This is a genomic window from Flavobacterium sp. ZB4R12 (assembly GCF_048276375.1).
In the GTDB taxonomy this organism is placed as follows: Bacteria; Bacteroidota; Bacteroidia; order Flavobacteriales; family Flavobacteriaceae; genus Flavobacterium; species Flavobacterium gawalongense.
Genome location: NZ_JBLNKS010000009.1, coordinates 97,732 through 123,859 on the forward strand (window position 1 = coordinate 97,732; position 26,128 = coordinate 123,859).

Here is a 26,128-nt window from a genome sequence, read left to right on the forward strand (position 1 = left end):
AATCAAAAAAGTGCCTAAACCTATCGAACACCATGCATTAATTTCTTAATGACAGGAGTCATCAAAACAGAAAATAAAGCAACCGCGATTGAAATTATTGTTAACATCCAAAAGAAATAACTCAATCCGTGTTCGTTTGCGATTTTATCAATATTTTCACCAAACATACCTGCCCCTTTCATCCCAATTGCGACTGCAAGATACCAAACTCCAAACATAAATGCAATCATTCTTGCAGGAACTAATTTGCTTACATAAGACAACCCAACTGGTGAAATACACAATTCTGCCATAGTATGAAAAAGATACACTAAAATAAGCCAAATCATACTAACTGAAGCTGTTTTTGCACCTGCCTCGATACCACTGGCGCCAAAAGCAACACAAGCCATCCCAAGTGCTAATAATCCCATTCCGATACCATACTTTAAATTGGCAGACGGATTGTATTTACTTTCCCACCATTTTGAAAATAAAGGTGCAAGTGAAATAATAAACAATGAGTTTAATGTAGAAAACCAAGTGGCAGGAACCTCTGTCAGTGCAGTTGTCACCTTGTCAATTTTAAGTGACTCCAATGTTGAATCTGACAATGATAAATATCCAGCGGTATAATAATCTTTAACCAACATCCAAATTGCAATTGTCCAAATGATGACAAAACTTACACTCAAAATAACATTTGCCACTGCATAATATTTGAAAGTTTGTTTAAATAACAAATACAATACCCACGTGATAATTGCTAAAGGCAAAATAGTAATCAATGAATTAACCACTAAAAACACTACGCTCCAATTACCTACCAGAACCCGATCCGTATAATCATTTGCAAAAATGGTCAAACTGTTTGGTGATTGTTCAAAAATCGCCCAAAAGAAAATAGTTAAAAAAGCGAAAAATGTTACCGCGATTAATTTTTCTTTAGTGATTTTTGAATATTGTGTAAATCTGTAAATTAACAGAATAATGAATAAAAGCAAAGCTGAAACTATAGCAATAGCGTTTCCATTTTCACCAAGAAAAGAAAAAATGTTTATTTTACCTCCCGAAATTTTTGACGCAGGATCATTTAAAATCCACAGCAATCCTAAAATTGATGATAGCGCAATAATTCCAAGTTGCCAAGGCGTAAATGGATTTCTTTTATCAGTATCCAAAGCCTCTGCTTTAGCTTTACTTGCTGCACTTGGTTTTAAACCAATGTCTCCAAAGATATTTTGGGACAACCAAAACTGTAGCATTCCAAAGAACATAAAAATTCCGGCCAGACCAAATCCATAACTCCATCCTACTTTTTCACCTAAATAGCCACAAAGTAAAATTCCAAAAAAAGCACCGGCGTTTACACCCATATAAAATAAAGTATACGCACCATCTTTCTTCTCAGGACGGTCTTTGTACATTTCAGATACAATAGAAGTCATGTTGGGTTTGAAAAATCCGTTTCCAAAAACCAACAATATCAGCCCTGAATAAATAGAAAATTCAGTTTCCAATGCCATCGAAGCATGTCCTAATGTCATTAATGACGCTCCTAAAACAACAGCCCATCTAAAGCCAATTACCTTATCGGCAAAATAGCCCCCCAACATCGTTGACAAATAAACAAGCCCTACATAGGATCCAAACAGAGCAGATGCATTTTCACGAGTCCATTCCCATCCTCCATCCGTAAAAGAAGCTGTTAAAAACAATATCAACAAGGAACGCATTCCGTAGAATGAGAAACGCTCCCACATCTCTGTGAAAAATAAAACGAATAATCCCGCTGGATGTCCTAAAACGGTACTTTTAAAAAATTGATCTGTAGTATTTTGACTCATATATTAGTTATTTAATTCTTTGTCTACTCCGTGCATTAATTTTTTGATTACTGGCGAAAGTGCTAAAAGAACAATTCCAAAACCAAGTCCAGTATAAAATAGATATTCAAAAAGTGTTAAGTAACTCTGTTTTGCTAAATTCAAATCAGGTGCTGTACCATTTGAAGTATCAACAGAAGCGATATTAGCTAAAATTGAAGCAATAAATTCTGAACTGGCTGTTGCCAAAAACCAAACTCCCATCATGAACCCAACGATTTTTACCGGAGACAACTTTGTAACGGCAGAAAGCCCAACAGGTGACAGGCATAATTCCCCACAAGTATGTAAAAAGTAGGTAAGGATTAACCAAATCATAGCTACTTTTCCTAATCCTGATAAATTAATCCCTAAAACTAAAGAACCAAAACCTAAACCTACAAGCAACAATGCCATTGAAAATTTTACGGCTGTATTTGGATTAAATTTGCCTAGCTGCACCCATAGCCAAGCAAAAACTGGGGCTAATAAGATAATAAATAAGGCGTTGAAGCTTAGAAATTGTCCCGCAGATATTGTGTATCCAAAGATAGTTCTATCTAAAATTCTGTCAGCGAATAAATTTAATGATGTATAAGCTTGTTCAAATAATGCCCAAAAAATAACTGTAAAAACAATTAAAATCGTTAAAGCTATTAATTGCTCTCTTGCTTTTTTATCTAATTGAGTGATACTGTAATAGATGATATAAACAAACGAAACAGCACCAGCAATCATCAAAGAATAGGAAACCACTTCATGACGTTGTACCATTTGCCAAAAAATCAAAGCAGATGAAACACTAATTATGTATATTAACCATTCGTTTTTAAAACCAAAAGATTTTTTTTCCAAGAGTTCCGGCACTTTTGATTCTCCTTTTCCCATCAACAATTTTCTTCCAGAGATAAAAGTCAATAATCCAAAAAACATTCCTACACCAGCTGCTCCAAATCCGTAACTCCAACCGTAAGTTTCTCCAAGCCAAACACAAATTATAGTAGCTAAAAAAGATCCTAAGTTGATCCCCATATAAAATAATGTGAACCCAGAATCTCTTCTTTTATCCCCTACTTGATACAATTCACCAACTAATGAAGAAATATTAGCTTTAAGAAAACCGACTCCTACAATTATTAATGATAAAGAAAAATAAAATATTTGTAATGCTACATCGTCTCTTGTAATCTCTCCTGTAACCGATTGTGTCGCGGCATTTCCTTCATAAGCCATTCCTAAATGACCAAGAACAAGCATTATTCCACCAAAGACTATCGCTTTTCTAAAACCTAAATATCGGTCTGCAATAAAACCACCTATAACTGGCACAGCATATACCAGGGCTGCATAACTTCCTATTAATAAATTCCCACTGGTATCAGAAAAAAGATGGTATCTTGTCAGATAGAAAATCAATAGCGCTTTCATTCCATAAAACGAAAAGCGTTCCCACATTTCCGTAAAAAATAATATAAAAAGTGCCCTTGGATGTCCGAAAAAATCTTTTTTATTCGATGAGTCGTTTGTCATAAAGTGGTGTTATAAATTTTCTTTGATAAAGTTAGTCATTTTAGCATACAATTGAATTCTGGTTTTTATTCTGATAGATTTGAGAATCAAATTGTTTCTTTGCTTGGAGAATTGCTATCCCCTAAATTTTCTTTAATAAAATTCGTCATTTTAGTATACAATTGAATTCTTGTATTTCCACCTCTAATACTGTGATCTTTATCGGGATAAATCTGCGAATCAAATTGTTTATTGGCTTGAATCAAGGCTTCCATCATTTGCATCGAATTCTGCACATGCACATTATCATCTCCGGAACCGTGAATCAAAAGAAATTTTCCTTTCAGTTTATCCACGTGGTTTATTGGTGAATTCTCATCATAACCCCTTGGATTTTCCTGAGGTGTTTGCATGTATCTTTCCGTATAAATGCTATCGTAAAATCTCCAATTCGTTACCGGAGCAACAGCAATGGCCATTTTGAAAACATCGTTTCCTTTCAAAATACAATTTGAAGCCATAAATCCTCCAAAACTCCATCCCCAAATTCCAATTCTTGCTTTATCTACAAATGCATAATTCCCAATGACCTTAGCTGCATCAATTTGATCTTCCACTTCATATTTTCCTAATTCTTTTTGAGTGCATTTTTTAAAATCTGCACCTTTATAACCGGTTCCACGTCCGTCAACACAAGCTACGATGTATCCTTGTTGCGCTAACATCATAAACCAATACTCATTAGAACTACCCCATTGATTTACTGCCTGTTGTGATCCAGGTCCTGAATATTGAACCATAAAAACAGGATATTTTTTTGAAGCATCAAAATCTTTTGGTTTCATGATCCAAGCATTTAGTTCATTCCCTTTTTCCGTTTTTAAAACAAAGAATTCTTTAGCGGGTAAGTTATATGCTTTTAATTTTGAAGCTAACGCTTCGTTATTCTCGATAACCTTTACCTGTTTTCCTGTTTTAGCATCATTCAATGTATAAGTAGTAGGTTGCAATGCGCTTGAAAACGTGTTAATATAGTATTGAAAATTTGGACTAAAAGTAGCTGCACTTGTCCCTACATTTTTAGACAATCGCACTTTGTTTTTTCCGTCAAGACCTATTCTATAAACATCTCTATTAATCGATCCATTCTCTACTGATTGGTAAAAAACAGTATTCGTTTTCTCATCAAAACCATTGTAATTGGTTACTTCCCATTTGCCCTTGGTCACTTGATTTTTCAATTTCCCCATTTTGTTATACACATAAATATGGTTAAAACCGTCTTTCTCGCTAGTCCAAATAAAACTATTGTCTTTCAAAAAAGTCAAATTATCAGTCACATCTACATAGGCTTTGTCTTTTTCATTCAACACCACTTTTGTTGCCCCTGAATTTCCATCGATAAATAATAAATCTAAATTATCTTGATGACGATTCAATACCTGCGCAGATAAAACATTGACATCGTTCGTCCATTTCATTCGGGCAATGTAAAAATCATTGTAGTTCCCCAGATTTATGTTTTTAGTTGCATTGGTATTGGCATCATAAATATGTAGAGAAACTGCAGCATTCTTTTCACCTGCTTTTGGATATTTGAAGGTTTGAATTGTAGGATATAAATCCTTTCCAAACATAGACATGGAAAATTCTGGAACCTGACTTTCGTCAAAACGAATATAGGCCACTTTTTTACTGTCGGCACTCCAGTCGAATGCTCTTACAAAAGCAAATTCTTCTTCATAAACCCAATCTGTAATTCCATTGATGATGTTATTTTTCTTACCGTCAGTAGTAATAGGAGTCGATTTGTTTGAAGCCAAATCATATATATAAAGATTATTCTCTCTGGCGTATACTATCTTTTTCCCATCTGGAGAAAAGGTAGGCTCCTGAACCTGAAAATCGAACAACTTAGTTAATTGTTTCGTTCCAATATTGTACAAATAATAATCTGCAGTAAAAGAATGACGGAAAATCTTATTGGTATTACAAGCTAACAAAATCATTTTTTCAGAAGCGTCAAACGTATAGCTATCAATCACAGGTAATTCCTTATGATCTTTTGTATCGATTAAAACCGCAATTTTTTTCAACGTTGCAAAATCATACAAATCAATTTGTGCACTTCTTGAAGTCTGGTCAGAATTCAATACAGTGTATTGATTGGTATTTTCCATGGACTGTAATTCATCCATTCCTTTAGCAGTAAAAGCACCATTAAAGATTTCATCAATTGTGATTTTTTGTTGACCAAAAACAGTAAAACACAAGAATAAAAGTAAGGCTGTAATTTTGTTCGAATTCATATATAGATACTATTAAATTTTGGAAATATGTTATACGCCATGAGGCGTTATTTTCATTCGATATTGTTATTTTTAATCATGGCTATTTCATGATATTGATTTAAATATAAAAACCGTCAATTTTAGTGAAAAATTTACAATAATTTCACATTTGATGTGTTAAATGTTAAAAACAATATTAAACACACCCATTTATTGAGGATAATATGATAGTAAACAAAACGGCTAAAAGCGTATCTTTGCCAGTATACATACTATAATCTATTGAGAATGAATAACGCCGTAGCCGGATTTTCTAAATTATCCAAAGAAGAAAAAATAAATTGGATTGCCAAAGAATACTTTTCAAATCCCTCTGAAGCAATAGCATTACTTAAAAACTATTGGAATACAGATGAAAAAATACAGAAATTACACGATGAATTCATAGAAAATACGATAACCAACTTCTACATTCCGCTTGGAGTTGCTCCAAATTTTCTAATTAATGACAAATACAGTGCCATTCCAATGGCTATTGAAGAAAGTTCCGTGGTTGCCGCTGCCTCAAAAACAGCTAAATTTTGGTCCACTCGAGGTGGGTTTAAAGCCACTGTTATCAATACAGAAAAAATTGGCCAGGTTCATTTTATTTACAAGGGCGACATTTCAAAACTGGAATTATTCTTTATTCAAACCAAAGCAAAGTTTTTTTCAGAAACAGAATCCATTACAAAAAACATGCAAAAACGGGGCGGTGGAATTCTCGATATTGTCCTGAAAGACAAAACTAATTTATTGCCCAATTACTTTCAGCTCCATGCAACATTTGAAACCAAAGACAGCATGGGCGCAAATTTCATCAATTCGTGTTTAGAGCAATTTGCCAAAACATTAAGAGAAGAAGCATTGGTATACGAATTATTCTCTGTAACAGAGAAAAACATCCAAATAGTAATGAGCATTCTCTCGAATTATGTTCCTAATTGTCTCGTAAGAGCTGAGGTTTCATGCCCTGTTGAAGAATTAAAAGAAAAACACATTCCAAATCCGCAAGAATTTGCAGAACGGTTCGTTCAAGCAGTTCAGATTGCCGAAGTGGAACCGTATCGCGCCGTAACACACAACAAAGGAATTATGAACGGAATCGATGCCGTTGTACTGGCTACAGGCAATGATTTTCGTGCGGTAGAAGCTGGCATTCACGCCTATGCTTCAAGGAATGGTCACTATTCCAGCTTATCACATGCCAAAATAGAGAACGGTATTTTTACTTTTTGGTTAGAAATTCCTTTGGCATTAGGCACCGTTGGCGGATTGACTTCTTTGCATCCATTAGTAAAATTATCATTAGAAATGCTTGAAAATCCATCCGCAAAAGAATTAATGCAAGTCGTTGCCGTAGCAGGTTTAGCACAAAATTTTGCCGCTTTGCGCTCCTTGACAACTACTGGAATTCAGGAAGGACATATGAAAATGCATTTAAACAATATCATCAATCAGTTTGAAGCCAATGATGATGAACGGATTTTGGTACATAAATATTTCAAGAAAAATACTATTTCACATAGTGCAGTTGTTGACTTTATTGAAAATTTAAGAAAATAATATAGTGTAACCCGGAACGTAGTCGAAGGGAGAAACTATTCCCGCTATACGTTGCAAATGAAATTCACTGAACTCAAATTAAAATAAAAGTATAGTGAAGTAATCATTTTTTCGGTAAAAACCTTAAAAAGGGATTTCCACTTCAAACGAAGTTCACTGAACTCCGATTAAAATAGAAATTAAGTGAAGTAATCGGGGCTAAAAAAAATACATGAAACAAACATTTTACAGTAACGGAAAACTTTTAATTACAGGAGAATATCTTGTTTTAGATGGTGCAAAAGCTTTTGCATTACCAACAAAATTGGGACAAAACCTGATCATAGAAAAAGGACCCAAAAAAGAAATCATTTGGAAAAGCTACGATGCCGACAAAAGCATTTGGTTTGAAGATAGCATTTCATTTTCGGATATTTTAAATGAAAGAAATTCAGAGAGCGAATCAGTTAAATCTACACTTATAGCTATTTTACACGAAGCTTTTATATTAAATCCTGATTTCATTACTCTTTCCGAAGGATACGCAATCACCACTGAACTTGGATTTCCTAAAAGCTGGGGTTTAGGCACCTCGTCGACTTTGATAAACAACATTGCACAGTGGTTACAAATCGACGCCTTTACGCTGCTTAAAAACAGTTTTGGAGGAAGCGGTTATGATATTGCCTGTGCTCAAAATGATACTCCTATTTTATATCATTTAGAACAAGGAAAACCTATTGTTGAAAAAGTAATCTTCAACCCAATATTTACAGAAAACATCTATTTTGTATATCTCAATAAAAAGCAAAGCAGCAAGAATGCAATCGCTTCGTACAACATCAATAAAAAAAATAATCTGGCCAGAACCATTGTTTTAAATGACAAAACAACTTTTGAAGTTTTAAAAGCAACTACCCTTAAATCATTTGCTTTAGCGATTGAAAAACACGAAGCTGAAATGAGTATTATTCTGGAAATGCAAACCGTTAAAGAATCTTTATTTCCAGATTTTAATGGTGTTGTCAAAAGCCTTGGCGCTTGGGGAGGCGATTTTGTTATGGCCATAACAACCGAAAATCCAAACGAATATTTTGCTTCAAAAGGATTTGGAACAATTATTCCTTATGGCGAAATGATTTTATCTTAATTCTACAATTAGATTTTTATCTTAAATTCTGCTAAAGCTTCAAACAAAAACTGTACTAAAAATAAAATCCCGATACATTCTGAATGTATCGGGATTTTTTATTTTGAAAAATTAATTACTTCGAGAAGATTAGTAATTGAATTGTTTTCTGTTGTCTTCAATTTTAGCATTCCCTTTCAATGCAGGAATAACTCTATTTACATCTGAAGCGCTTTGTTCTTTTAATTTAGCTACGTAAGCCTCATGACTTTTCAAAGCTGGAGCTTTTACTCTGCTTAGGTTTTTCACAACATACACACCTGTGTTTCCTTCAATTGGAGCTGACAATTTGTTCGATGCCAATGCAAATGCATTTCCAACAACTTTAGGCTCTTGACCTGCACCAACTAACATTGGGTTTTCCATTGTAACGGCAGTTGCTTGTTGTACCGCTGAACCAGTAGCTTTTGCAATTGCTTCTAATGAAGTTCCTGTCATTTTAGCTTTTATCAATTCCGCTTTTTTCTTGTTTTTAAGAATTGGCTCCACATAAGGTCTTGCTAAAGTAATTGACATTAATCCAGATTCATCAATGATTTTAACTTTTGCAATTACGTGTCCTATATTAGCCAGTTCAAATCTTTTTACAGCACCTACTTTAGTATCATCTTCAAATGCCCATCTCACTATTGTTCTTTGGTTTCCTAAAGGGCCGACAGTTTCATCCATCGCTTTTACAGTAACTGGAGCAGCTATTGTAAGCTTCATGTCTTTTGCCACTTTTGCAAAATCTTTATCAGCAGCGTCCATTTCAAATTTAGTCGCTTGGGTGAAAACTTTATCTGAAGTAGCTTCTGAAGCTTCAATTTTTTGAGCTACGGTAGCCAAACGAATTCCGTCTTGTTTATCTGTAATTTTGATAATATGAAATCCAAAAGGTGTTTCTACCAATCCAACTGTACCAATTCCATTATTGAAAACGAAATCGTTAAAAGGTTTTACCATTTGGTTTGGACCAAAATAACCTAAATCACCACCTTGTTGTGCTGATGAGTCATCAGAACTGGTGAAAGCCAACATTAAGAAACTGTCTGGATTTGCATTAACCTGAGCTAATACAGCTTCTGCTTTTGCTTTAGCTTCCTCTTTTGTTCTTCTTTCTTTTTGATTAGGAACTTGTGTTCCTTCATAACTAATCAATATGTGACTTGCTTTAGCATTCACACCAGATTTCATGCCCATAGATCTTGAAAGACAATAGTATTGTCCAAATTTATACGGCCCATAAACTTCACCTGGAGCAAGATTAAACAATTTATCTGCATCTACAGCTGGCAAATCTTTTTTAGCAATGTAAGTTGAATCATAAGGAACATCTGAATTTGAATTTACAAATTCAATTGTATTTGCAGTTGTTCTAAATCCTGGCAAAGTATCGTTTTTACCAGTAGCCTGATTGTAAACCACACTTCCGTTTAACAATCCGTTAATTTTAGATTTAACTTCATTTTCATCTTCTGTTGAAGCTTTATCTTCGATTAAAACATATTCTACTTCACGAGATTCGTCTGCTTTGTATTTTTTTTCATTTTTCTTCATGAAATCTACAATCTCAGCATCAGTAACTTTTACATCACTGTCTTTAATAGTAGAATATAAACCCGCTACGTAAGCAAAATTTACTTTGTTTGCTTCCATTTCATATTTAAACTTCCCTTCGCTTTCAGTTGTATATACACCTGATTTGATCAAAGTATTATAAATTTGAAATTTAGCATTCAACTCAGCGTCTTTCTCTCTGTCTTTCAAGTATTGTGCTTGAGCTGGATTTGATTTGAAATATTCTTTGAATTTTGCAATGTCAAACATACCTGCTGCATTCAAAAACAATGGGTTTTTACCAATGTTTTGATCTGCTTTTAAAACTTCTAAAATATGTTTTTCACCTACTCTCAATCCTAATTTATCAAATTCAGATGTCAGTAAAGCGATAGAAACTTCTTGGTCCCAAACTCTGTTAGCCGCAGCTGTTGAAGTAATTCCTTCACCGCTTTTTTCAACATTGCTCACTTTTATTCTAAAATCTTCAAATGAGATATCTTTTCCGTTGATGCTTCCTACATCTTTTGTATTTTGACCAAGGCCACCTTTACCTATAAGATCTTGGATAATAAAAGCAAATAATGCGATTGCAATAGCTGCTATTAATAAGGCGGAACGTTGTCTAATTTTTGCTAAAACTGCCATTTTTATTGTTGTTAATTTTATATTCAGTTTGCGAAAATACAATTATCTAATTAATAATTATAGTAGTAGCGTTTTATTTTGCAAGAAATTTTAATTTTCTAAAAAAAATCACTCTCCTAGGGACATTTTGACTAATTCTATTTTCTTATTTGTGGCTTCTTCAATTATAAAATGAAAGTTTCCTATGGTGATTACGTCCCCTTTTTGAGGAATGTCTTTGGTATAATCAACAATAAAACCCCCAAGTGTACCGTAAGAATCACTTTCAGGAATATCAAGCTTATACGTTTGGTTTAAATACTCCACATCAAGTCGAGTGGAAAAAATATAGGTATCGTCTCCCAGTTCATTTTCGATTAGTTCTTCTTCGGAATCATGCTCATCCTCTATTTCACCAAAAAGCTCTTCTACAATATCTTCAATCGTAATAATTCCGGAAGTTCCACCATATTCATCCAGAACAACCGCCACGCTTTTTCGCTTTTTAGTAAGCAAATTCATTGCATCTTTAATGTAAATTGTTTCAGGAACAAATTCGACAGAAATTACAATTTCTTTGATGCTATTCGGTTTTTTAAACAAATCGAATGAATGCACATAACCTACAATATCATCCAGTGAATTTTGATACACTACAATTTTAGAATAACCCGTTTCGATAAACAATTTATTCAGCTCTTCTATCGAATCATATAAATCAATTGCCGCGATTTCAGTCCTTGGACTCATAACATCTCTTGCCTTTACCCCTGAAAATTCCAATGCATTTTGAAACATTAATATTTCAGAATCGACTTCTTCATTATCTTCAACGGTACTCATCTGTTCTGTAATATAATTTCCAAGTTCTACTTTACTGAAATAAAGCGGCACTTGATCTCCTTCTGTTTTGAAGAATTTTTTTAAAACAAAATCTGAAACCCAGATAAAAAAAGTAGAGACAAAATAAAACAATATATAAAAACCATATGCCGGAATGGCAAAAACCTTTATTAACGTATTGGCATAGATTTGAAAGAATACTTTAGGCAAAAACTCTGCAGTAATCAAAACTACCAGTGTAGCAATAAGTATTTGGATAAAAAAGTTCAATAAACTTGAAAAATGATATCCTAAGACATCAATCCAGCCCATCAATAATTCACCCATAAAAAAACCATAAACAACTAATGCTATATTGTTCCCAATAAGCATGGCAGCAATAAATTTAGACGGTTTTTCGGTAAGTTTTGTAAGTATTTTAGAAATGAAATTATCCTGTTTTTTTTCTATTTCAAGATAAATTTTATTGGAGGAAATGAAAGCAATCTCCATTCCTGAAAAAAAGGCACATAGTATTAGACACAATATGATAATACTAATTTCCATATGCTAGGATTTTTTATTTCGATCTTCAAATTTTTTAGCAAATTTCAATCTGAAGAAAAACATAAAAATTGCTAATCCTGCTATTATAAAACTCAACCAAGGTGTTGCTTCAGTTGCATTTAATTTTGTAACTCCATCATATATAAAGTAAGCTCCAAAAACAAGATAAATGTAAGGTGTGTATTTTAAGTAATTCATGCTATAGTTTTATAAAATTAGTCGGCTGTTTGAATTTCGCCAGTTATTCTTTGTGAATTAATCACTTTGAAATCTTTACTAAAATCGATTCCTTGTCCGTTTGATGCTCCTTTAAGATCCGTAAATTTAAACTTTTTTTCAGTAAAAAACCATTCGTTTTTTTGGTCGTAATACAATTGTTCCGTTTCCAGCGTTTGACCGTTTTCCGATTTAATTTTCACCTTCCCCTGTAAATCAATAATACTTGTCTTTGTGTATGAAACCGCATAATTTGAGGTTATAAATGTTTTTTTCGCTTTATTATCATACAACGTAACATCAATTCCTTTTGGAAATTCGGTAAACGAAAAATCTACACTAGAAAAATCCAACATTTTAGGGCTCACTAAAATAGCTTTAATCAATCCCGAATCCGTATATTTCAAATTCACATTATCAGCATCACCACTGGGAACAAACTCTGAAAAGTTTATTTTTTGCACCTCTTTAAAATTACTTTCACACCCAAAAAACAGAGTCACAGCAAAAGCTGTGACTACTGGGAAAATTATATGTTTTTTTAGTAAAGGCATACGCTGTACTTGCAAAAGCAATTTGATTATATTTACTCTTTTCGAGTTTTAGTTGAATTTTCGTTTTTCAAACCATTTGTCATTAAGAGAAAAACTTACACTAAAATTAGCATAATTCTCTTGAATAAGATTTGCATTTGTGGTTCCTTTTTTTCCTAATTCGAAACCGAAATTCACATTTGAAAAAGTACCAGTTATAGGAAGTCCTACACCAAGTGTTAATCCCATATCATTTATAGATTCAGAATTAATCATCAACCCTGTTTTTTCATATTTAATACCCCCTCTGTAAACAATTCTTTTAGCATAATTTGAAAAAGAATTATAATTAGGAATGTAATATCCCCCTAAACTAACGCTGCCATATCTTCCATAACCTACGTTACTTGCCTGATTATAAGTATTTCCCTGACCTGAATTTTTTTGATAAGAAATCTTTCCACCAACAAGCCATTTTTTCGATTCTCCAATTCCAGCACCAAACGATATTCTACTTGGTAATTTTATGTCCTTTTCTATTTTTTGATCAGGAAGTGCATCTACAGTAACCACATCAAATCCTGAACTATAAATTACAGTCGCTATATTTCTAATATTCTGAGATGTCAAAGTCCCTTCTAAAGTATAATTTAAACTAGAATATAACGATAATTTTTTGCTTATTTTAGTTTGATACATTGCTCCAATATTAAAATTCACACCAGATAAATCTGCCGAATTCAATTCACGAGTACCTATTGGAACATTGGTAATAAACTCTAAACTATTCGTTTCAATTTTACCAAAATTATAATGCGCATCTGCACCAATGCTAAAATTAGGGGCTATTTTATAACCAACTCCGAAAAAAACTTTATTCAAACCACCGGTACCGGCTAAACGTTTGCTTGTTTCACCATCTTGATCAGACAACGACTCAATTTTATACCCTACGGAAGAATAAGGAATCAATCCAAAACCTACTCCAAATTTCCCTAAAGGCAAACCAACAGCCAAATAATCTAAAGTTGTTCTGCGCGTACTCGCTGATCCAGTATTACTTTTCAAGTTTTTTGTTCCATAAGTCCCACCCAAAGAAAAAGTAGTTAATTTTAGATTTGCATAACTGGCTGGATTTTCTAAATTAATATGAATACTGTCTTGTTCGACTGCTACACCTGCCATAGAACGATTCTCAAGCGCCCCTTTGAATCTTATATCACCAATTCCATAGAAAGAGTATGGTGATGAAGTTCCTTCCTGTGCAAAGGATACAAGTGACAAAAGCAAACAGGCGCTTACTATAAGTTTTTTAATCATTTTTGATTTTTATATTGAAATGTTTGACTCAAACTTTCTAAAAGAAAATTTGAATTGGCAAATATGGTATTTTTTAATCGTTTAGCCAAAAAATCTGTGTCTCCGCCCGTTAAAATTATTATAAAATTTGAATACCGTGCGCTATATTCATCGATGAAACCGTCAATCTCATAGACTAATCCATTGACTACACCGGAATGAATCGACTCCGAAGTTGATTTACCAATTAAATCTTTCGGATTTTCTAATGTTAATAAAGGCAATTTTGCGGTATAATTATGCAATGACTCATAACGCAGTCGCAGTCCCGGTGTTATGGCGCCTCCAAGATAATTATTGTTTTCATCTATAAAATCAAAGGTAACACAAGTTCCTGCATCAATAACCAATCGGTTCTGATTAGGAAACTGAAGCGTTGCTCCTGCAGCAAGAACCATTCTGTCGATTCCTAAAGTTTTAGGAGTAGCATAGTAATTAATAAAAGGAAAAGGATCTTCATGGGATATAAAATGAACTTTTAAATCATTTTCAAACTCCAAAAACGATTGTTTTTCGACATCTCCAACCGACGAAACGACCAAATCAGTTACTTTTTTAAAATTTTTTAAAATATTTTGAATATTTTTTTGCAGTTCATTTTTAACAAACACAAAATTTTCCACGAGCATATTACCCTCAAAGACAGCGGCTTTAATTCTTGTATTTCCGACATCAACAGCTAGAATCATATTTTATTTTTTGATGCTGCGAAGATACGAATTGATTTTTTTTTAAAATTGTTTTGGATAAACTAAAAATCATCCTATATTTGCACCCGCAATAGCGAGGTACCTTAGCTCAGATGGTAGAGCAATGGACTGAAAATCCATGTGTCCCTGGTTCGATCCCTGGAGGTACCACAAAACCCGAATAAAAATATTCGGGTTTTTTGTTTTTATACGTTTCTCAAATCCACACCACTTTTGGATTAATCCAAATCAGATTTACTCCTTCAAAAGATAAGTTACCCACCTCTTTTATCTGACGAAGTCCTATTTCAAGACATCAACCTCATTTTTACAAAACGCCTTTATTTTGTTAAACCCTTACCTATTCTTCAACAAAAATGAAGGGTTCGCAATTTTTTTTATATTTTTTTACGAAATCCAAATAATAATAATTGCTAATTTACTATATTTATGCAAAATTTATATACATGGAGATTTTAACCTGCCCAAAATGCCAAGGGAATCATATTACCAAAAGCGGCGTAATAAACAACAAACAAAGGTATTTATGCAAAAAATGCAACTACTTTTTTACCGTCAATAAAATTGGAAAAAAAATAGATGATTACTATGTTACCAAAGCATTGCAATTATATTTGGAAGGATTGAGTTATCGAGAAATTGAGCGTATTCTCGGGGTTTCTCATGTCACTGTCAGCAATTGGGTAAAGACATTTAACATTAAAAAAGCTTCTCATGCCAATTACCACCCTACCTATAAGATTTTTAATCATTTAGAGCTAGTAGAATATGTGAAAAACAAAGAATTACTTTCGGGAGCAGGCATGATAATAACGGAACTCGGAGACAAATTTATGCTTATAAAATGGGAACGGTTTAAAGATTAACTATACTACTTTACACATATATATATCTTAATTTTTTTTCACAATAAAATAATAGAATTTGGCACTTTATTAACCAACCATTTAATAACCAAAATTTTATTTATGAAAAAAATATTTTTTATAGCCGCAATACTCTTATTGTCACAAAAAGTTTTTTCACAAGGCTCCATCGATTATGGTAGCGGAATGAAATTCAATTTGAACGAGGATGGTTCAAAATACATGCGATTTATAGCATGGAACCAAATATGGTTTCGTTCCAGCCAAATGAATCCCGGAACAATGATTGGAAATGAAGCGGCCACAACTGGAACCGACATTGGAAACAGACGTTTGCGTTTTCTTGCGTACTCTCAATTATCCAAAAGATACATGATTGTGACGCACTTTGGTATCAACAATCAAACATTTATTAATGGTGGCGCAGCAGGAACTTATGGAACTGGCGGTTACGGTGCCGGAAAAAAACCAGGTCTGTTTTTTCACGATGCGTGGAATGAATACGCATTAGTTTTACCTGAAAAAGACAAAAAGTTCAGTTTATCTCTTGGTGGCGGATTGCATTATTACATGGGATTATCAAGAGCAACAATGGTCTCTACATTGAACTTTTTAACAATTGACGCACCTATATTTAACTGGCCATTAATTGAAAATTCAGATCAGTTTGCCAGACAAATGGGTTTATTTGCTAAAGGTAAATATGGTAAATTAGAATACCGTTTGAGTTACAACAAACCATACGCTACAAACTTAGCACCTGTTGATGTAACTACAGCTGATAACGCAGCAGCAGTTGACAACAGCGGAAATACAAAATGGTCAAAAGCAGGTTATTTTGAATATCAATTTTTAGATCAGGAAGCTAATTTACTCCCATATAAAGTAGGAAGCTATTTAGGAACAAAAAAAGTATTCAATATTGGTGCTGGTTTTTATACTGCGCCTGATGCTACCAGAACTTCGGTTAACAGCACTATTAACAAACACAACATCAATCTTTTTGCAGCGGATGTTTTCCTTGATTTACCTGTTGGAAAAAAAGAAAACAAAATGGCCGTAACTGGATACAGTGTTTTCTATGATTATGATTTTGGTCCAAACTATTTACGTAATGTCGCCATTATGAATATTGGTTCTGCTGACCCAAACTTCACAGGAAACAGAGCATTGGCTGGACCTGGAAATGCACAAGCTACAATTGGATCAGGAAATATTTGGTACACACAAGCCGGAATTTTATTGCCAAGTAAAGTAGATAAACCTAAAGTACGCGTTCAACCATTTGGAGCTTTTACCTATAAAAACTTTGACGCTTTAGATAAGTCCAGTACACAATTTGATCTTGGAACCAACTTTTTCTTAGATGGACAACACGCCAAAATCACAGCACAATATTCAACAAGACCTGTTTATACTATTCCATCCAATATATCTGGATCAAAAGGGGAATTCATAGTACAACTACAAATCTATCTATAAACTAATTTAAAAAGAAAAAAGAAATATGAGTAATAAATCAACAAAAGGAATTTGGAAAGTGATTTCCGCATCTTCAATGGGCACAATGATCGAATGGTATGATTTCTACATTTTTGGAAGTTTAGCCGTTGTAATTTCAACAAAATTTTTCCCCTCTGACAACCCTACAGCAGCCTTTTTATCTACATTGGCAACATTTGCCGCAGGATTTGTAGTTCGTCCGTTTGGAGCACTTTTCTTCGGAAGATTAGGTGATTTAATTGGTCGTAAATATACGTTCATGGTCACTTTGCTATTAATGGGTGGCGCAACATTCCTGATTGGCTGTATCCCGAGTTATGAAACTATTGGATTTATGGCTCCTTTATTAGTATTAATTCTTCGTTTACTTCAAGGTCTTGCTCTTGGTGGTGAATACGGCGGTGCCGCGACTTATGTGGCTGAGCATGCACCAGTAGGACAACGAGGTTATTGGACTTCTTGGATACAAACAACAGCCACTGTTGGATTATTCATCTCCTTAATGGTTATTTTAGCAACAAGAAACATTCTTACTCCAGAACAATTTGACGAATGGGGATGGAGAGTCCCATTTTGGGTTTCCATCATTATGGTATTCGTTTCTTATCTGATTAGAAAAAACATGGAAGAGTCTCCAGTTTTTGCTAAAGCTAAATCTGAAGGAAAAACAAGCACCAATCCATTGAAAGAGAGTTTTGGAAATCGTTATAACTTGAAATTTGTATTATTGGCTTTATTTGGAGCTACTATGGGACAAGGGGTTGTTTGGTATACGGGTCAATTTTACGCGATGAGTTTTTTAAAAACTGTGATGGCTATTGACTCTTCACAGGTGGATACCTTATTGGGAATTGCATTAATACTTGGAACACCATTTTTCATTGTATTTGGTTGGTTAAGTGACAAAGTGGGAAGAAAATACATTATGATGGGCGGAATGTTATGCGCTATTTTACTTTACAGACCTATTTACAAAAGCATGTACGAGACTACTTCTGTAAAAAACAAAACCGAAGTTGTAGAAAAATCTACTATACTAGCTGAATTGAAAGAGAACAAAAAACAAATCATGGATTCTATCTATACCACAAATAAAGAGTATGCGGATGGAACCACTTTGCTGGAAGTAAAAACCGTATCTTTAGAAAACGGAAATGCAATGATTGTTGATGGAAAAGCAAAAGTAGAAACTAAAACAACAATTAAAATCAACTCTAGTGATCAATGGTCTTTAATCTTTTTAGTGTTCATTCAAGTTATATTTGTTACAATGGTTTATGGTCCAATTGCGGCTTTCCTTGTAGAAATGTTCCCTGTAAAAATTAGATACACTTCCATGTCATTACCATACCACGTAGGAAACGGAATTTTTGGAGGATTGCTTCCTGCCATATCAACCTATTTCGTGACCAACGCTAAAGATGCTGGCCAGTCCGAATTTTATCTCGAAGGACTTTGGTATCCTATAGTTATTGCTTCAGTCTCCTTTGTAGTTGGAATGATTTACATAAAAAACAAAGATAAAAATACTCACATTTAAAAATATAGCCATGAATCAGATAAAAAGAGTTTTAGGATTAGTTTGGATAGCATTAGCAGTTGCTGCAGCCTATTTTTGCATCTTCACTTTTGGATTACCAAAATTTATGTCAGGGAAACAAGAGGATTTAGTATTCGGAATTATCATCCTTTTTATACTTACACCCCTAATAGTTTTAGGATTAGGCGCATTTGGGTATTTTTCCTTAATGGGTGACTATGATGAAAAAAATTAATATTTAAATCCATTTTTGCAATATACAGTCTCTACATTTATTTGTAGAGATTGCTTATTTTTATTACAATGAAAAAGAGACATGAACAAAAGTTGGTTATTCTTTCAATGCTAATGCTATTAGCGTTGAACATTCCGCTTTTGCTGTTATTTGATAGTTCAAAACCCCTTTTTGGATTTCCAATTATATACATCTATATTTTTTCGGCATGGTTCTTTTCAATTGCTATCACTTACCTAATCATAAAAAGATATTATGAATAGTGTAGGACTTTTATTGATTTTAGCACTCTATGTATTAATTCTTTTTTACATAGCGTATTGGGCAGAAAAAAGGAGTCATTCAAAATGGACGAATAATCCGTATATCTATTCCTTTTCATTGGCGGTTTATTGCACCGCTTGGACGTATTACGGCAGTATAGGCCTTGCGGCAAATTCAGGTTTAAGCTACATCCCTATTTATTTAGGTCCAATAATAATTGTTCCGACCTGGATGATTATCCTCAAGAGGATTATCCGAATTTCGAGAGTAAACAAAATATCCAGTATCGCTGATTTTATTTCTTTACGATATGGGAACAGCAGATTTCTAGGTGCATTAGTGACCATGATTTGTGTTTTTGGGATTGTACCCTATATTTCTTTACAGCTAAAATCGATTTCAGATACCTTTCATATTGTTAGCAAAACCCAATCGAGTGATAATATTTTCACGGACACCACAACTTATGTTTGTATCGCTCTGGCATTATTTGCCTCTTATTACGGGACGCGGTATGTAGATGCTTCCGAAAAAAGACGCGGTATTGTAACCGCTGTGGCAATGGAATCTATATTAAAATTAGTTTTCTTTTTAATCGTTGGTATTTATGTAACCTATTTTGTTTTTGACGGATTTGATGACATTTACCAAAAGGCTTCTGTCCTTGAAAATTTTGACAAGAAGAATTCAATAGGCGGCATTACTAATGGAATTAACTGGTTCTTTCTTTGCGTTTTATCAATGTTTGCTATTTTTCTGTTGCCAAGACAATTTCATACTGCCATTGTTGAAAACAATAAAGAAACACATATCCGAACAGCCATTTGGCTTTTTCCATTGTACTTATTACTTTTTAATATTTTTGTTTTCCCAATCGCTTGGGGAGGAAACATCCTTTTTGAAGGAAAAGGACTCAATTCAGACACTTATTCATTATTGATTCCTCAGTTTTTCAACAATAATTTATTGACCGTTTTAGTATTTCTTGGTGGATTTTCGGCCGCCATTTCGATGATTATCGTATCGTCAATCGCACTCGCAACCATGTTGAGTAATAACCTATTGATCCCTTATGGTTTCATTGGTCCCCTCCAAAATATTTCGCAAGAAAAGAATAGCAAACGAATTGTAAACAGCAGGAAAATAGGGATTTTTTCTCTTATTATTTTGGCGTATGCCATATACCGAATTTTCATTCTGGATTATTCTTTGGTTTCCATTGGATTAGTCTCTTTTGTAGTTATAGCCCAACTGGCTCCCTCCTTTTTTGGTGCTATATTTTGGAAAAGAGGATCTAAAAATGGTGCTATAGCGGGAATTATTCTTGGTTTTTTAATTTGTTTCTATACGCTTTTAATTCCCTATGCCATTGGAATTACAAAATCAACAAGTCTATTTATTCAGGAAGGACCTTGGGGAATTGAATTGCTAAAGCCTTTTCAACTTTTTGGATTGGATTATTTAGAGCCTATTCCGCATGCCGTTTTCTGGAGTTTATTATTTAATGTAATGAGTTATGCAGCCATCTCCGTAAGTTTCAGAGGAAATTACAGAGAACGCAATTATGCCGAAATGTTTGTGGATATTGACACATACATTACCAATCACGAAAATGCTTTTGTATGGAAAGGAACTGCATACATCTCAGACATTCAGAAAGTTTTACAGCGATTTCTTGGAGAAGAAAGAACAAAACGAGCGCTGACTATTTTCAATTTAAAATACAATATCGATAAAAACATCACTACTGCCGATGCACGATTTATAAAATTTGCCGAGAATTTATTGACGGGACATATTGGTACGGCTTCCGCCAAAATTTTAATATCTAGCGTAATCAAAGAAGACAAAATCAGCTTGCCCGAAGTGCTTCGAATTTTGGAGGAATCCAAAGAAAACATCATTATCAACAAAAAGCTGACGGACACTTCGAATGAATTAAAAAAAATATCCGAACAGCTAAAAAATGCCAATCAGGAATTAGTCAACAAAGACATTCAAAAAGACGAATTTCTGGACACCGTTACACATGAGTTAAGAACGCCAATTACTGCGATTCGTGCCGCAAGCGAAATCCTTCATGACGATGATGATATTCCGGAAGAGTTGAGAAAACAGTTTTTGCAAAATATCATTTCCGAATCAGATCGTTTGAATCGTCTGATTGACAAAATACTGGATTTAGAGAAATTCGAAACAGGAAAACAAAAAATTTATCTGTCTAAAAACAACATTTCAAAAACCATAAAAAAAACCTTGGATTCAGTCCAACAATTAATAAAAAACAAAAAAATAAGTATCGAATTTAATAACGCATCCAAAGAAATAAAAGCCTTTTATGATGAAGAACGAATCATTCAGGTGATTCATAATTTATTGTCGAATGCCATAAAATTCTGTTCCGAAACAAATGGAAAAATAACTATTTCCATTATTGAAAACAAAGATGTTGTGGAAGTCAGCATTCATAATAATGGCAAAGGGATTAAAGCAGAAGATTTTGAAGCCATTTTTGATAAATTCTATCAATCTAGAAATCAGAATGTAAAAAAACCAATTGGAAGTGGTTTGGGGCTCGCCATTTGCAAACAGATTATTGAACATCATAAGGGGAAAATTTGGGCCGAAAGCACCGAAGGAGCCGGAGCCACTTTTATTTTTACATTACCCAATTACAACACAACTGAAAATCGTTAAAGATGAAAAAAATTTTAATTGTAGATGACGAACCAAATATTGTTATGTCTCTGGAATACACATTCAAAAAGAACAATTTCGAAGTTTTTATAGCTCGTGACGGACAAGAAGCATTAGACATTCTGAAGAAACAACTTCCGGATGTAATTATTCTAGATGTCATGATGCCCATGGTTGACGGATTTGCCACATTGGAACAAATAAAAAAAGACGAGCGGTTACAGCATTGCAAAGTCATTTTTCTTTCGGCAAAAAACAAAGAAAAAGACATTGAAAAAGGACTTTCATTGGGTGCAAATTTATATGTGATCAAGCCCTTTTCATTAAAAAAATTAGTAGAACAAGTACAGGATTTAATTCAATAATTTAGAATTTCCAATATCATGAATTACAAAGATTTTTATACCAAAAGTATCAATCATCCCGAAGAATTTTGGGCAGAACAGGCCAATGCAATTGAGTGGTACAGTAAACCGGAAACGATTTTGTCGAAAGACGAAAATGGATATCCGCTTTGGTACAAAGATGGAGAATTGAACGTTTGTTATTTGGCATTAGACAAGCACATTCAAGATGGTTTTGGAGATCAAGTGACCTTAATTTATGATTCGCCAGTTACACAAACGGTAAAAAAATATACTTTTTCTGAAGTAAAAACCGAAGTGGCAAAACTCGCGGGAGGGATGCAATCATTAGGTTTAAAAAAAGGGGATACCGCAATTATTTATATGCCAATGATTCCGCAAGCTGCCTTTGCAATGTTGGCTTGTGCAAGGATTGGAGTGACACATTCTGTAGTTTTTGGAGGTTTTGCACCGCATGAACTCGCCATTCGAATTGATGATTGCAAACCCCGAGTGATTATAACTGCCTCTTCAGGAATCGAAATTGATCGCTTAATCGCATACAAACCATTAGTGGATGAAGCAATTGAACTGGCTTCACACAGACCCAAAAAAGTAATCGTTTTCAATAGAAAATTAGGTGCTAGAGTTCCGTTTAAAAAATATGATGTTGATTACGATGCTTTGGTTTACGGTTCTGAAGAAACCGCTTGTGTTCCTGTAAATACAACGCATCCACTATATATTCTTTACACATCAGGAACAACAGGAAAACCAAAAGGAGTTGTGAGAGATACGGGCGGTTGTGCCGTTGCGCTGAAATTCTCCATGACGCATATTTATAATGTAAAAGAAGATGAGGTTTTTTGGGCAGCATCGGATGTGGGCTGGGTTGTTGGACATAGTTTTATCGTTTATGGACCTTTAATTAATAGAAACGCCACGATTATTTTCGAAGGAAAACCAATCAGAACTCCTGATGCAAGTACGTTTTGGAGAATCATCGACGAGCATAAAGTAAATGCAATGTTCACGGCTCCTACAGCAATTCGTGCTATCAAAAAAGAAGATCCTGACGGCGATTTTATAAAACAATACGATTTGAGTTCGATGAAAACTCAATTTCTGGCGGGAGAACGTTGTGATGTCGCTACATTAGAATGGTATTTAGAACACATTCCCGTTCCTGCAATCGATCATTGGTGGCAAACAGAATCAGGCTGGCCAATGATTGCGAATATGATGGGCGTTGAACAGTTGCCTATAAAACCCGGTTCCGTAGGAAAAGCGGTTTGTGGGTATGACATTAAAAATTTTGGTGAAGACGGAACCGAATTAGGCCCAAATGAAGAAGGGTATGTAGTGCTAAAACTGCCTTTACCTCCCGGAACTTTGATTGATTTATGGAATGACAATCCCAGATTTAAAGCAGGTTATTTGGATAAATTCCCCGGGTATTATTTCTCTGGTGATGGTGGTTTTAAAGATGATGAAGATTATATTTTCATTACCGGTAGAGTTGACGATGTCATCAATGTTGCCGGACATCGTCTTTCTACAGCCGAAATGGAGGAAATTGTTGCCTCCCATCAATCGGTTGCTGAGTGCGCCGTTATTGGAATAAATGATGCTTTGAAAGGGCAAATTCCTTTGGCTTTGGTTGTAACCAAATTAAATGAGGATATAGAGCATTTCCAGTTGGAACAAGAAGTAATAAAATTAGTACGTCAAAAAATTGGCGCTGTAGCTTCCTTGAGAAATGTAGTAATTATAGAACGATTACCCAAAACACGTTCGGGTAAAACGCTCCGAAAACTAATGCGCAGCATTGCAGATGGTGACGATTTTCAAATTCCATCAACAATTGACGATGAAAACATTGTTGGCGAAATCACCGCGGTACTAAAGAAATATGAAATTGGCATTTATAATAAAAAACAAGAATAACTAAATTATCTAAAATATGAGTCGCTATAAAATTAACAATTTAGAAGAATACTTTAAAGAATATAAAAAATCAGTCCGTGAGCCTAGAAAATTCTGGGACAAAATTGCTTCCGAAAATTTCACTTGGTACCAACAATGGGACAAAGTTGTCGATTTTAATATGGCCGAAGCTGAAATAAAATGGTTTACTGAAGCTAAAGTAAATATGACTAAAAACTGTATTGACAGGCATCTTATCAAAAAAGGCGATAAGACCGCTATTATTTTTGAACCTAACGATCCAAAGGAAGAAGCGTTACATATTTCCTATAATGAATTACACCAACGTGTTTGCAAAATGGCAAATGTGTTGCGCGAACAAGGCATAAAAAAAGGAGATCGTGTTTGTATTTATTTACCAATGATTCCTGAATTGGCCATAACCACTTTGGCTTGTGCCAGAATTGGAGCCATCCATTCGGTTGTTTTTGCAGGATTTTCGGCCTCAGCTGTAGCCACCAGAATTAATGATAGCGATTGTAAAATGGTCATCACTTCAGATGGTGGTTATCGCGGTAACAAAACCATTGATTTAAAAGGAATCATTGACGAATCGTTAGCAAACTGTCCTGGTATTTCAAACGTTTTGGTAGTAAAAAGAACCAATACTTCCGTAAATATGAAAGCAGGTCGTGACCAATGGTTGCAACCCCTTTTAGAAGAAGCTTCTGATAATAATGTAGCTGAAATCATGGATGCTGAAGACCCATTATTTATCCTTTACACCTCTGGTTCTACCGGAAAACCAAAAGGAATGGTACATACCACTGCAGGTTATATGGTGTATACCGCCTATACTTTCAAGAATGTATTCAATTATGAAGAAAATGACGTTTTTTGGTGTACGGCTGATATTGGCTGGATTACCGGACATTCTTATATTCTTTATGGTCCATTATTGAATGGTGCGACAACAGTTATTTTTGAAGGCGTTCCCTCCTATCCTGATTTTAGTCGTTTTTGGGAAGTAATCGAAAAACACAAAGTAACACAATTCTATACCGCACCAACGGCTATTCGTGCTTTGGCAAAAGAAAGCTTAGCATATGTGCAAAAATATCCTTTAAAGTCTCTCAAAGTAATTGGCTCTGTAGGAGAACCCATCAACGAAGAAGCTTGGCACTGGTACAATGACCATGTTGGAGATAAAAGATGTCCGGTTGTGGATACTTGGTGGCAAACCGAAACAGGAGGAATTATGATTTCACCAATTGCTTTTGTGACCCCAACAAAACCAACCTATGCTTCTTTACCATTACCCGGAATTCAGCCCGTGCTGATGGATGAAAAACGCAATGAAATAGAAGGCAATCAAGTTACCGGAAGTTTATGTATTAAATTCCCTTGGCCTGGAATTGCCAGAACCATTTGGGGAGATCATCAACGATATAAAGACACTTACTTTTCTACCTTTCCAGGGAAATATTTCACTGGTGACGGTGCTTTGCGTGATGAAGTAGGGTATTACAGAATTACAGGTCGTGTAGATGATGTAGTTATTGTTTCTGGGCACAATCTAGGAACTGCACCTATAGAAGATGCGATTAATGAACATCCCGCAGTTGCTGAAAGTGCGATTGTAGGTTTCCCTCATGATATCAAAGGAAATGCCTTGTATGGCTTTGTAATACTGAAAGAAACTGGGGAATATCGTGATAGAGAAAATCTAACCAAAGAGATTAATCAACAAATTTCCAATCACATTGGACCAATAGCCAAGTTGGATAAAATTCAATTTGTTTCTGGTTTACCAAAAACCCGTTCCGGAAAAATCATGCGTAGAATTCTACGCAAAATAGCAGAAGGAGATTATTCGAATTTTGGAGACACCTCAACATTGTTGAATCCCGAAATTGTGGAAGAAATCAAAGACGGCAAAATTTAAATTTTAGTTTTTAGCTAT

19 protein-coding genes and 1 tRNA gene are annotated in these 26,128 nt (G+C 34.4%); 11 read left to right on the top strand and 9 right to left on the bottom strand.

Annotation, left to right across the window (positions count from 1 at the left end; all coding sequences use genetic code 11):
* Window positions 1-20: 20 nt before the first annotated feature.
* The 3 genes from ACNO7W_RS08300 to ACNO7W_RS08310 form a co-directional block, all read right to left on the bottom strand.
* Window positions 21-1,826, bottom strand: a complete 1,806-nt coding sequence (locus tag ACNO7W_RS08300) for a peptide MFS transporter (RefSeq protein WP_417937750.1) — start codon at window positions 1,824-1,826, stop codon at window positions 21-23.
* A gap of 3 nt (window positions 1,827-1,829) precedes the next feature.
* Entirely contained in the window at window positions 1,830-3,374 is a 1,545-nt protein-coding gene (locus ACNO7W_RS08305) for a peptide MFS transporter (RefSeq protein ID WP_143386874.1), read from the bottom strand.
* An 86-nt stretch (window positions 3,375-3,460) separates the two neighbouring features.
* Window positions 3,461-5,662 carry a S9 family peptidase gene (locus tag ACNO7W_RS08310; protein ID WP_417937751.1) on the bottom strand — a complete coding sequence of 734 codons (2,202 nt, stop codon included), beginning with the start codon at window positions 5,660-5,662 and terminating at the stop codon, window positions 3,461-3,463.
* 270 nt (window positions 5,663-5,932) lie between these two features.
* Here ACNO7W_RS08310 and ACNO7W_RS08315 point away from each other — a divergent pair, with 270 nt between their 5' ends.
* Both ACNO7W_RS08315 and ACNO7W_RS08320 read left to right on the top strand, forming a co-directional pair.
* Window positions 5,933-7,249, top strand: coding sequence for a hydroxymethylglutaryl-CoA reductase, degradative (locus tag ACNO7W_RS08315; protein ID WP_417937752.1), 1,317 nt, complete (start codon window positions 5,933-5,935; stop codon window positions 7,247-7,249).
* Window positions 7,250-7,460: 211 nt separating this feature from the next.
* Window positions 7,461-8,378: a GYDIA family GHMP kinase gene (locus tag ACNO7W_RS08320; RefSeq protein ID WP_417937753.1), complete on the top strand. Its 918-nt coding sequence runs from the start codon at window positions 7,461-7,463 to the stop codon at window positions 8,376-8,378.
* Window positions 8,379-8,507: 129 nt separating this feature from the next.
* Here ACNO7W_RS08320 and ACNO7W_RS08325 read toward each other — a convergent pair whose 3' ends face one another.
* From ACNO7W_RS08325 to ACNO7W_RS08350, 6 genes are all read right to left on the bottom strand, one after another.
* Window positions 8,508-10,604, bottom strand: a complete 2,097-nt coding sequence (locus ACNO7W_RS08325) for a peptidylprolyl isomerase (RefSeq protein ID WP_417937754.1) — start codon at window positions 10,602-10,604, stop codon at window positions 8,508-8,510.
* 108 nt (window positions 10,605-10,712) lie between these two features.
* Window positions 10,713-11,972 (bottom strand): hemolysin family protein, encoded by a 1,260-nt coding sequence (locus ACNO7W_RS08330; RefSeq protein WP_417937756.1) that lies wholly within the window; start codon window positions 11,970-11,972, stop codon window positions 10,713-10,715.
* A 3-nt stretch (window positions 11,973-11,975) separates the two neighbouring features.
* Entirely contained in the window at window positions 11,976-12,170 is a 195-nt protein-coding gene (locus ACNO7W_RS08335) for a hypothetical protein (protein ID WP_143386892.1), read from the bottom strand.
* Window positions 12,171-12,187: 17 nt separating this feature from the next.
* Entirely contained in the window at window positions 12,188-12,742 is a 555-nt protein-coding gene (gene lptC / locus ACNO7W_RS08340; protein WP_314897370.1) for an LPS export ABC transporter periplasmic protein LptC, read from the bottom strand.
* A gap of 48 nt (window positions 12,743-12,790) precedes the next feature.
* Complete coding sequence (locus ACNO7W_RS08345; RefSeq protein ID WP_417937757.1) at window positions 12,791-14,041, bottom strand: hypothetical protein; 1,251 nt, start codon at window positions 14,039-14,041, stop codon at window positions 12,791-12,793.
* Complete coding sequence (locus ACNO7W_RS08350; RefSeq protein WP_417937758.1) at window positions 14,038-14,769, bottom strand: type III pantothenate kinase; 732 nt, start codon at window positions 14,767-14,769, stop codon at window positions 14,038-14,040. The genes ACNO7W_RS08345 and ACNO7W_RS08350 overlap by 4 nt, the downstream gene beginning before the upstream one ends.
* Before the next feature lie 98 nt (window positions 14,770-14,867).
* Between ACNO7W_RS08350 and ACNO7W_RS08355 the strand changes: the two genes are divergently transcribed.
* From ACNO7W_RS08355 to acs, 9 genes are all read left to right on the top strand, one after another.
* Window positions 14,868-14,940 (top strand) — tRNA-Phe (locus ACNO7W_RS08355).
* A gap of 296 nt (window positions 14,941-15,236) precedes the next feature.
* A complete protein-coding gene (locus ACNO7W_RS08360) occupies window positions 15,237-15,656 on the top strand; it encodes a transposase (RefSeq protein WP_417937759.1) in 420 nt (139 codons plus the stop codon).
* A 102-nt stretch (window positions 15,657-15,758) separates the two neighbouring features.
* Window positions 15,759-17,138, top strand: coding sequence for a porin (locus ACNO7W_RS08365; protein ID WP_417937761.1), 1,380 nt, complete (start codon window positions 15,759-15,761; stop codon window positions 17,136-17,138).
* Window positions 17,139-17,163: 25 nt separating this feature from the next.
* On the top strand, window positions 17,164-18,699 hold the full coding sequence (locus ACNO7W_RS08370; protein WP_417937762.1) for an MFS transporter: 1,536 nt from the start codon (window positions 17,164-17,166) through the stop codon (window positions 18,697-18,699).
* A 10-nt stretch (window positions 18,700-18,709) separates the two neighbouring features.
* Window positions 18,710-18,934, top strand: a complete 225-nt coding sequence (locus tag ACNO7W_RS08375; RefSeq protein WP_417937763.1) for a DUF6814 family protein — start codon at window positions 18,710-18,712, stop codon at window positions 18,932-18,934.
* Between the two features lie 255 nt (window positions 18,935-19,189).
* Complete coding sequence (locus ACNO7W_RS08380; protein WP_417937764.1) at window positions 19,190-21,895, top strand: ATP-binding protein; 2,706 nt, start codon at window positions 19,190-19,192, stop codon at window positions 21,893-21,895.
* Window positions 21,896-21,897: 2 nt separating this feature from the next.
* Window positions 21,898-22,260 carry a response regulator transcription factor gene (locus tag ACNO7W_RS08385; protein WP_417937765.1) on the top strand — a complete coding sequence of 121 codons (363 nt, stop codon included), beginning with the start codon at window positions 21,898-21,900 and terminating at the stop codon, window positions 22,258-22,260.
* 18 nt (window positions 22,261-22,278) lie between these two features.
* Window positions 22,279-24,186, top strand: coding sequence for an AMP-binding protein (locus ACNO7W_RS08390; RefSeq protein ID WP_417937767.1), 1,908 nt, complete (start codon window positions 22,279-22,281; stop codon window positions 24,184-24,186).
* Window positions 24,187-24,202: 16 nt separating this feature from the next.
* Window positions 24,203-26,110, top strand: coding sequence for an acetate--CoA ligase (gene acs / locus ACNO7W_RS08395; protein WP_417937768.1), 1,908 nt, complete (start codon window positions 24,203-24,205; stop codon window positions 26,108-26,110).
* Window positions 26,111-26,128 lie beyond the last annotated feature (18 nt).

What these genes read in the sequence shown, in the direction of transcription:
- ACNO7W_RS08380 (WP_417937764.1), top strand. Translation starts at nt 19,190, where the DNA reads ATGAATAGTGTAGGACTTTTATTGATTTTAGCACTCTATGTATTAATT.
- ACNO7W_RS08330 (WP_417937756.1), bottom strand. Translation starts at nt 11,972, where the DNA reads ATGGAAATTAGTATTATCATATTGTGTCTAATACTATGTGCCTTTTTT.
- ACNO7W_RS08365 (WP_417937761.1), top strand. Translation starts at nt 15,759, where the DNA reads ATGAAAAAAATATTTTTTATAGCCGCAATACTCTTATTGTCACAAAAA.
- ACNO7W_RS08385 (WP_417937765.1), top strand. Translation starts at nt 21,898, where the DNA reads ATGAAAAAAATTTTAATTGTAGATGACGAACCAAATATTGTTATGTCT.
- ACNO7W_RS08370 (WP_417937762.1), top strand. Translation starts at nt 17,164, where the DNA reads ATGAGTAATAAATCAACAAAAGGAATTTGGAAAGTGATTTCCGCATCT.
- ACNO7W_RS08335 (WP_143386892.1), bottom strand. Translation starts at nt 12,170, where the DNA reads ATGAATTACTTAAAATACACACCTTACATTTATCTTGTTTTTGGAGCT.
- ACNO7W_RS08345 (WP_417937757.1), bottom strand. Translation starts at nt 14,041, where the DNA reads ATGATTAAAAAACTTATAGTAAGCGCCTGTTTGCTTTTGTCACTTGTA.
- ACNO7W_RS08360 (WP_417937759.1), top strand. Translation starts at nt 15,237, where the DNA reads ATGGAGATTTTAACCTGCCCAAAATGCCAAGGGAATCATATTACCAAA.
- ACNO7W_RS08350 (WP_417937758.1), bottom strand. Translation starts at nt 14,769, where the DNA reads ATGATTCTAGCTGTTGATGTCGGAAATACAAGAATTAAAGCCGCTGTC.
- ACNO7W_RS08375 (WP_417937763.1), top strand. Translation starts at nt 18,710, where the DNA reads ATGAATCAGATAAAAAGAGTTTTAGGATTAGTTTGGATAGCATTAGCA.
- ACNO7W_RS08390 (WP_417937767.1), top strand. Translation starts at nt 22,279, where the DNA reads ATGAATTACAAAGATTTTTATACCAAAAGTATCAATCATCCCGAAGAA.
- ACNO7W_RS08320 (WP_417937753.1), top strand. Translation starts at nt 7,461, where the DNA reads ATGAAACAAACATTTTACAGTAACGGAAAACTTTTAATTACAGGAGAA.
- acs (WP_417937768.1), top strand. Translation starts at nt 24,203, where the DNA reads ATGAGTCGCTATAAAATTAACAATTTAGAAGAATACTTTAAAGAATAT.
- ACNO7W_RS08315 (WP_417937752.1), top strand. Translation starts at nt 5,933, where the DNA reads ATGAATAACGCCGTAGCCGGATTTTCTAAATTATCCAAAGAAGAAAAA.
- lptC (WP_314897370.1), bottom strand. Translation starts at nt 12,742, where the DNA reads ATGCCTTTACTAAAAAAACATATAATTTTCCCAGTAGTCACAGCTTTT.
- ACNO7W_RS08300 (WP_417937750.1), bottom strand. Translation starts at nt 1,826, where the DNA reads ATGAGTCAAAATACTACAGATCAATTTTTTAAAAGTACCGTTTTAGGA.
- ACNO7W_RS08310 (WP_417937751.1), bottom strand. Translation starts at nt 5,662, where the DNA reads ATGAATTCGAACAAAATTACAGCCTTACTTTTATTCTTGTGTTTTACT.
- ACNO7W_RS08305 (WP_143386874.1), bottom strand. Translation starts at nt 3,374, where the DNA reads ATGACAAACGACTCATCGAATAAAAAAGATTTTTTCGGACATCCAAGG.
- ACNO7W_RS08325 (WP_417937754.1), bottom strand. Translation starts at nt 10,604, where the DNA reads ATGGCAGTTTTAGCAAAAATTAGACAACGTTCCGCCTTATTAATAGCA.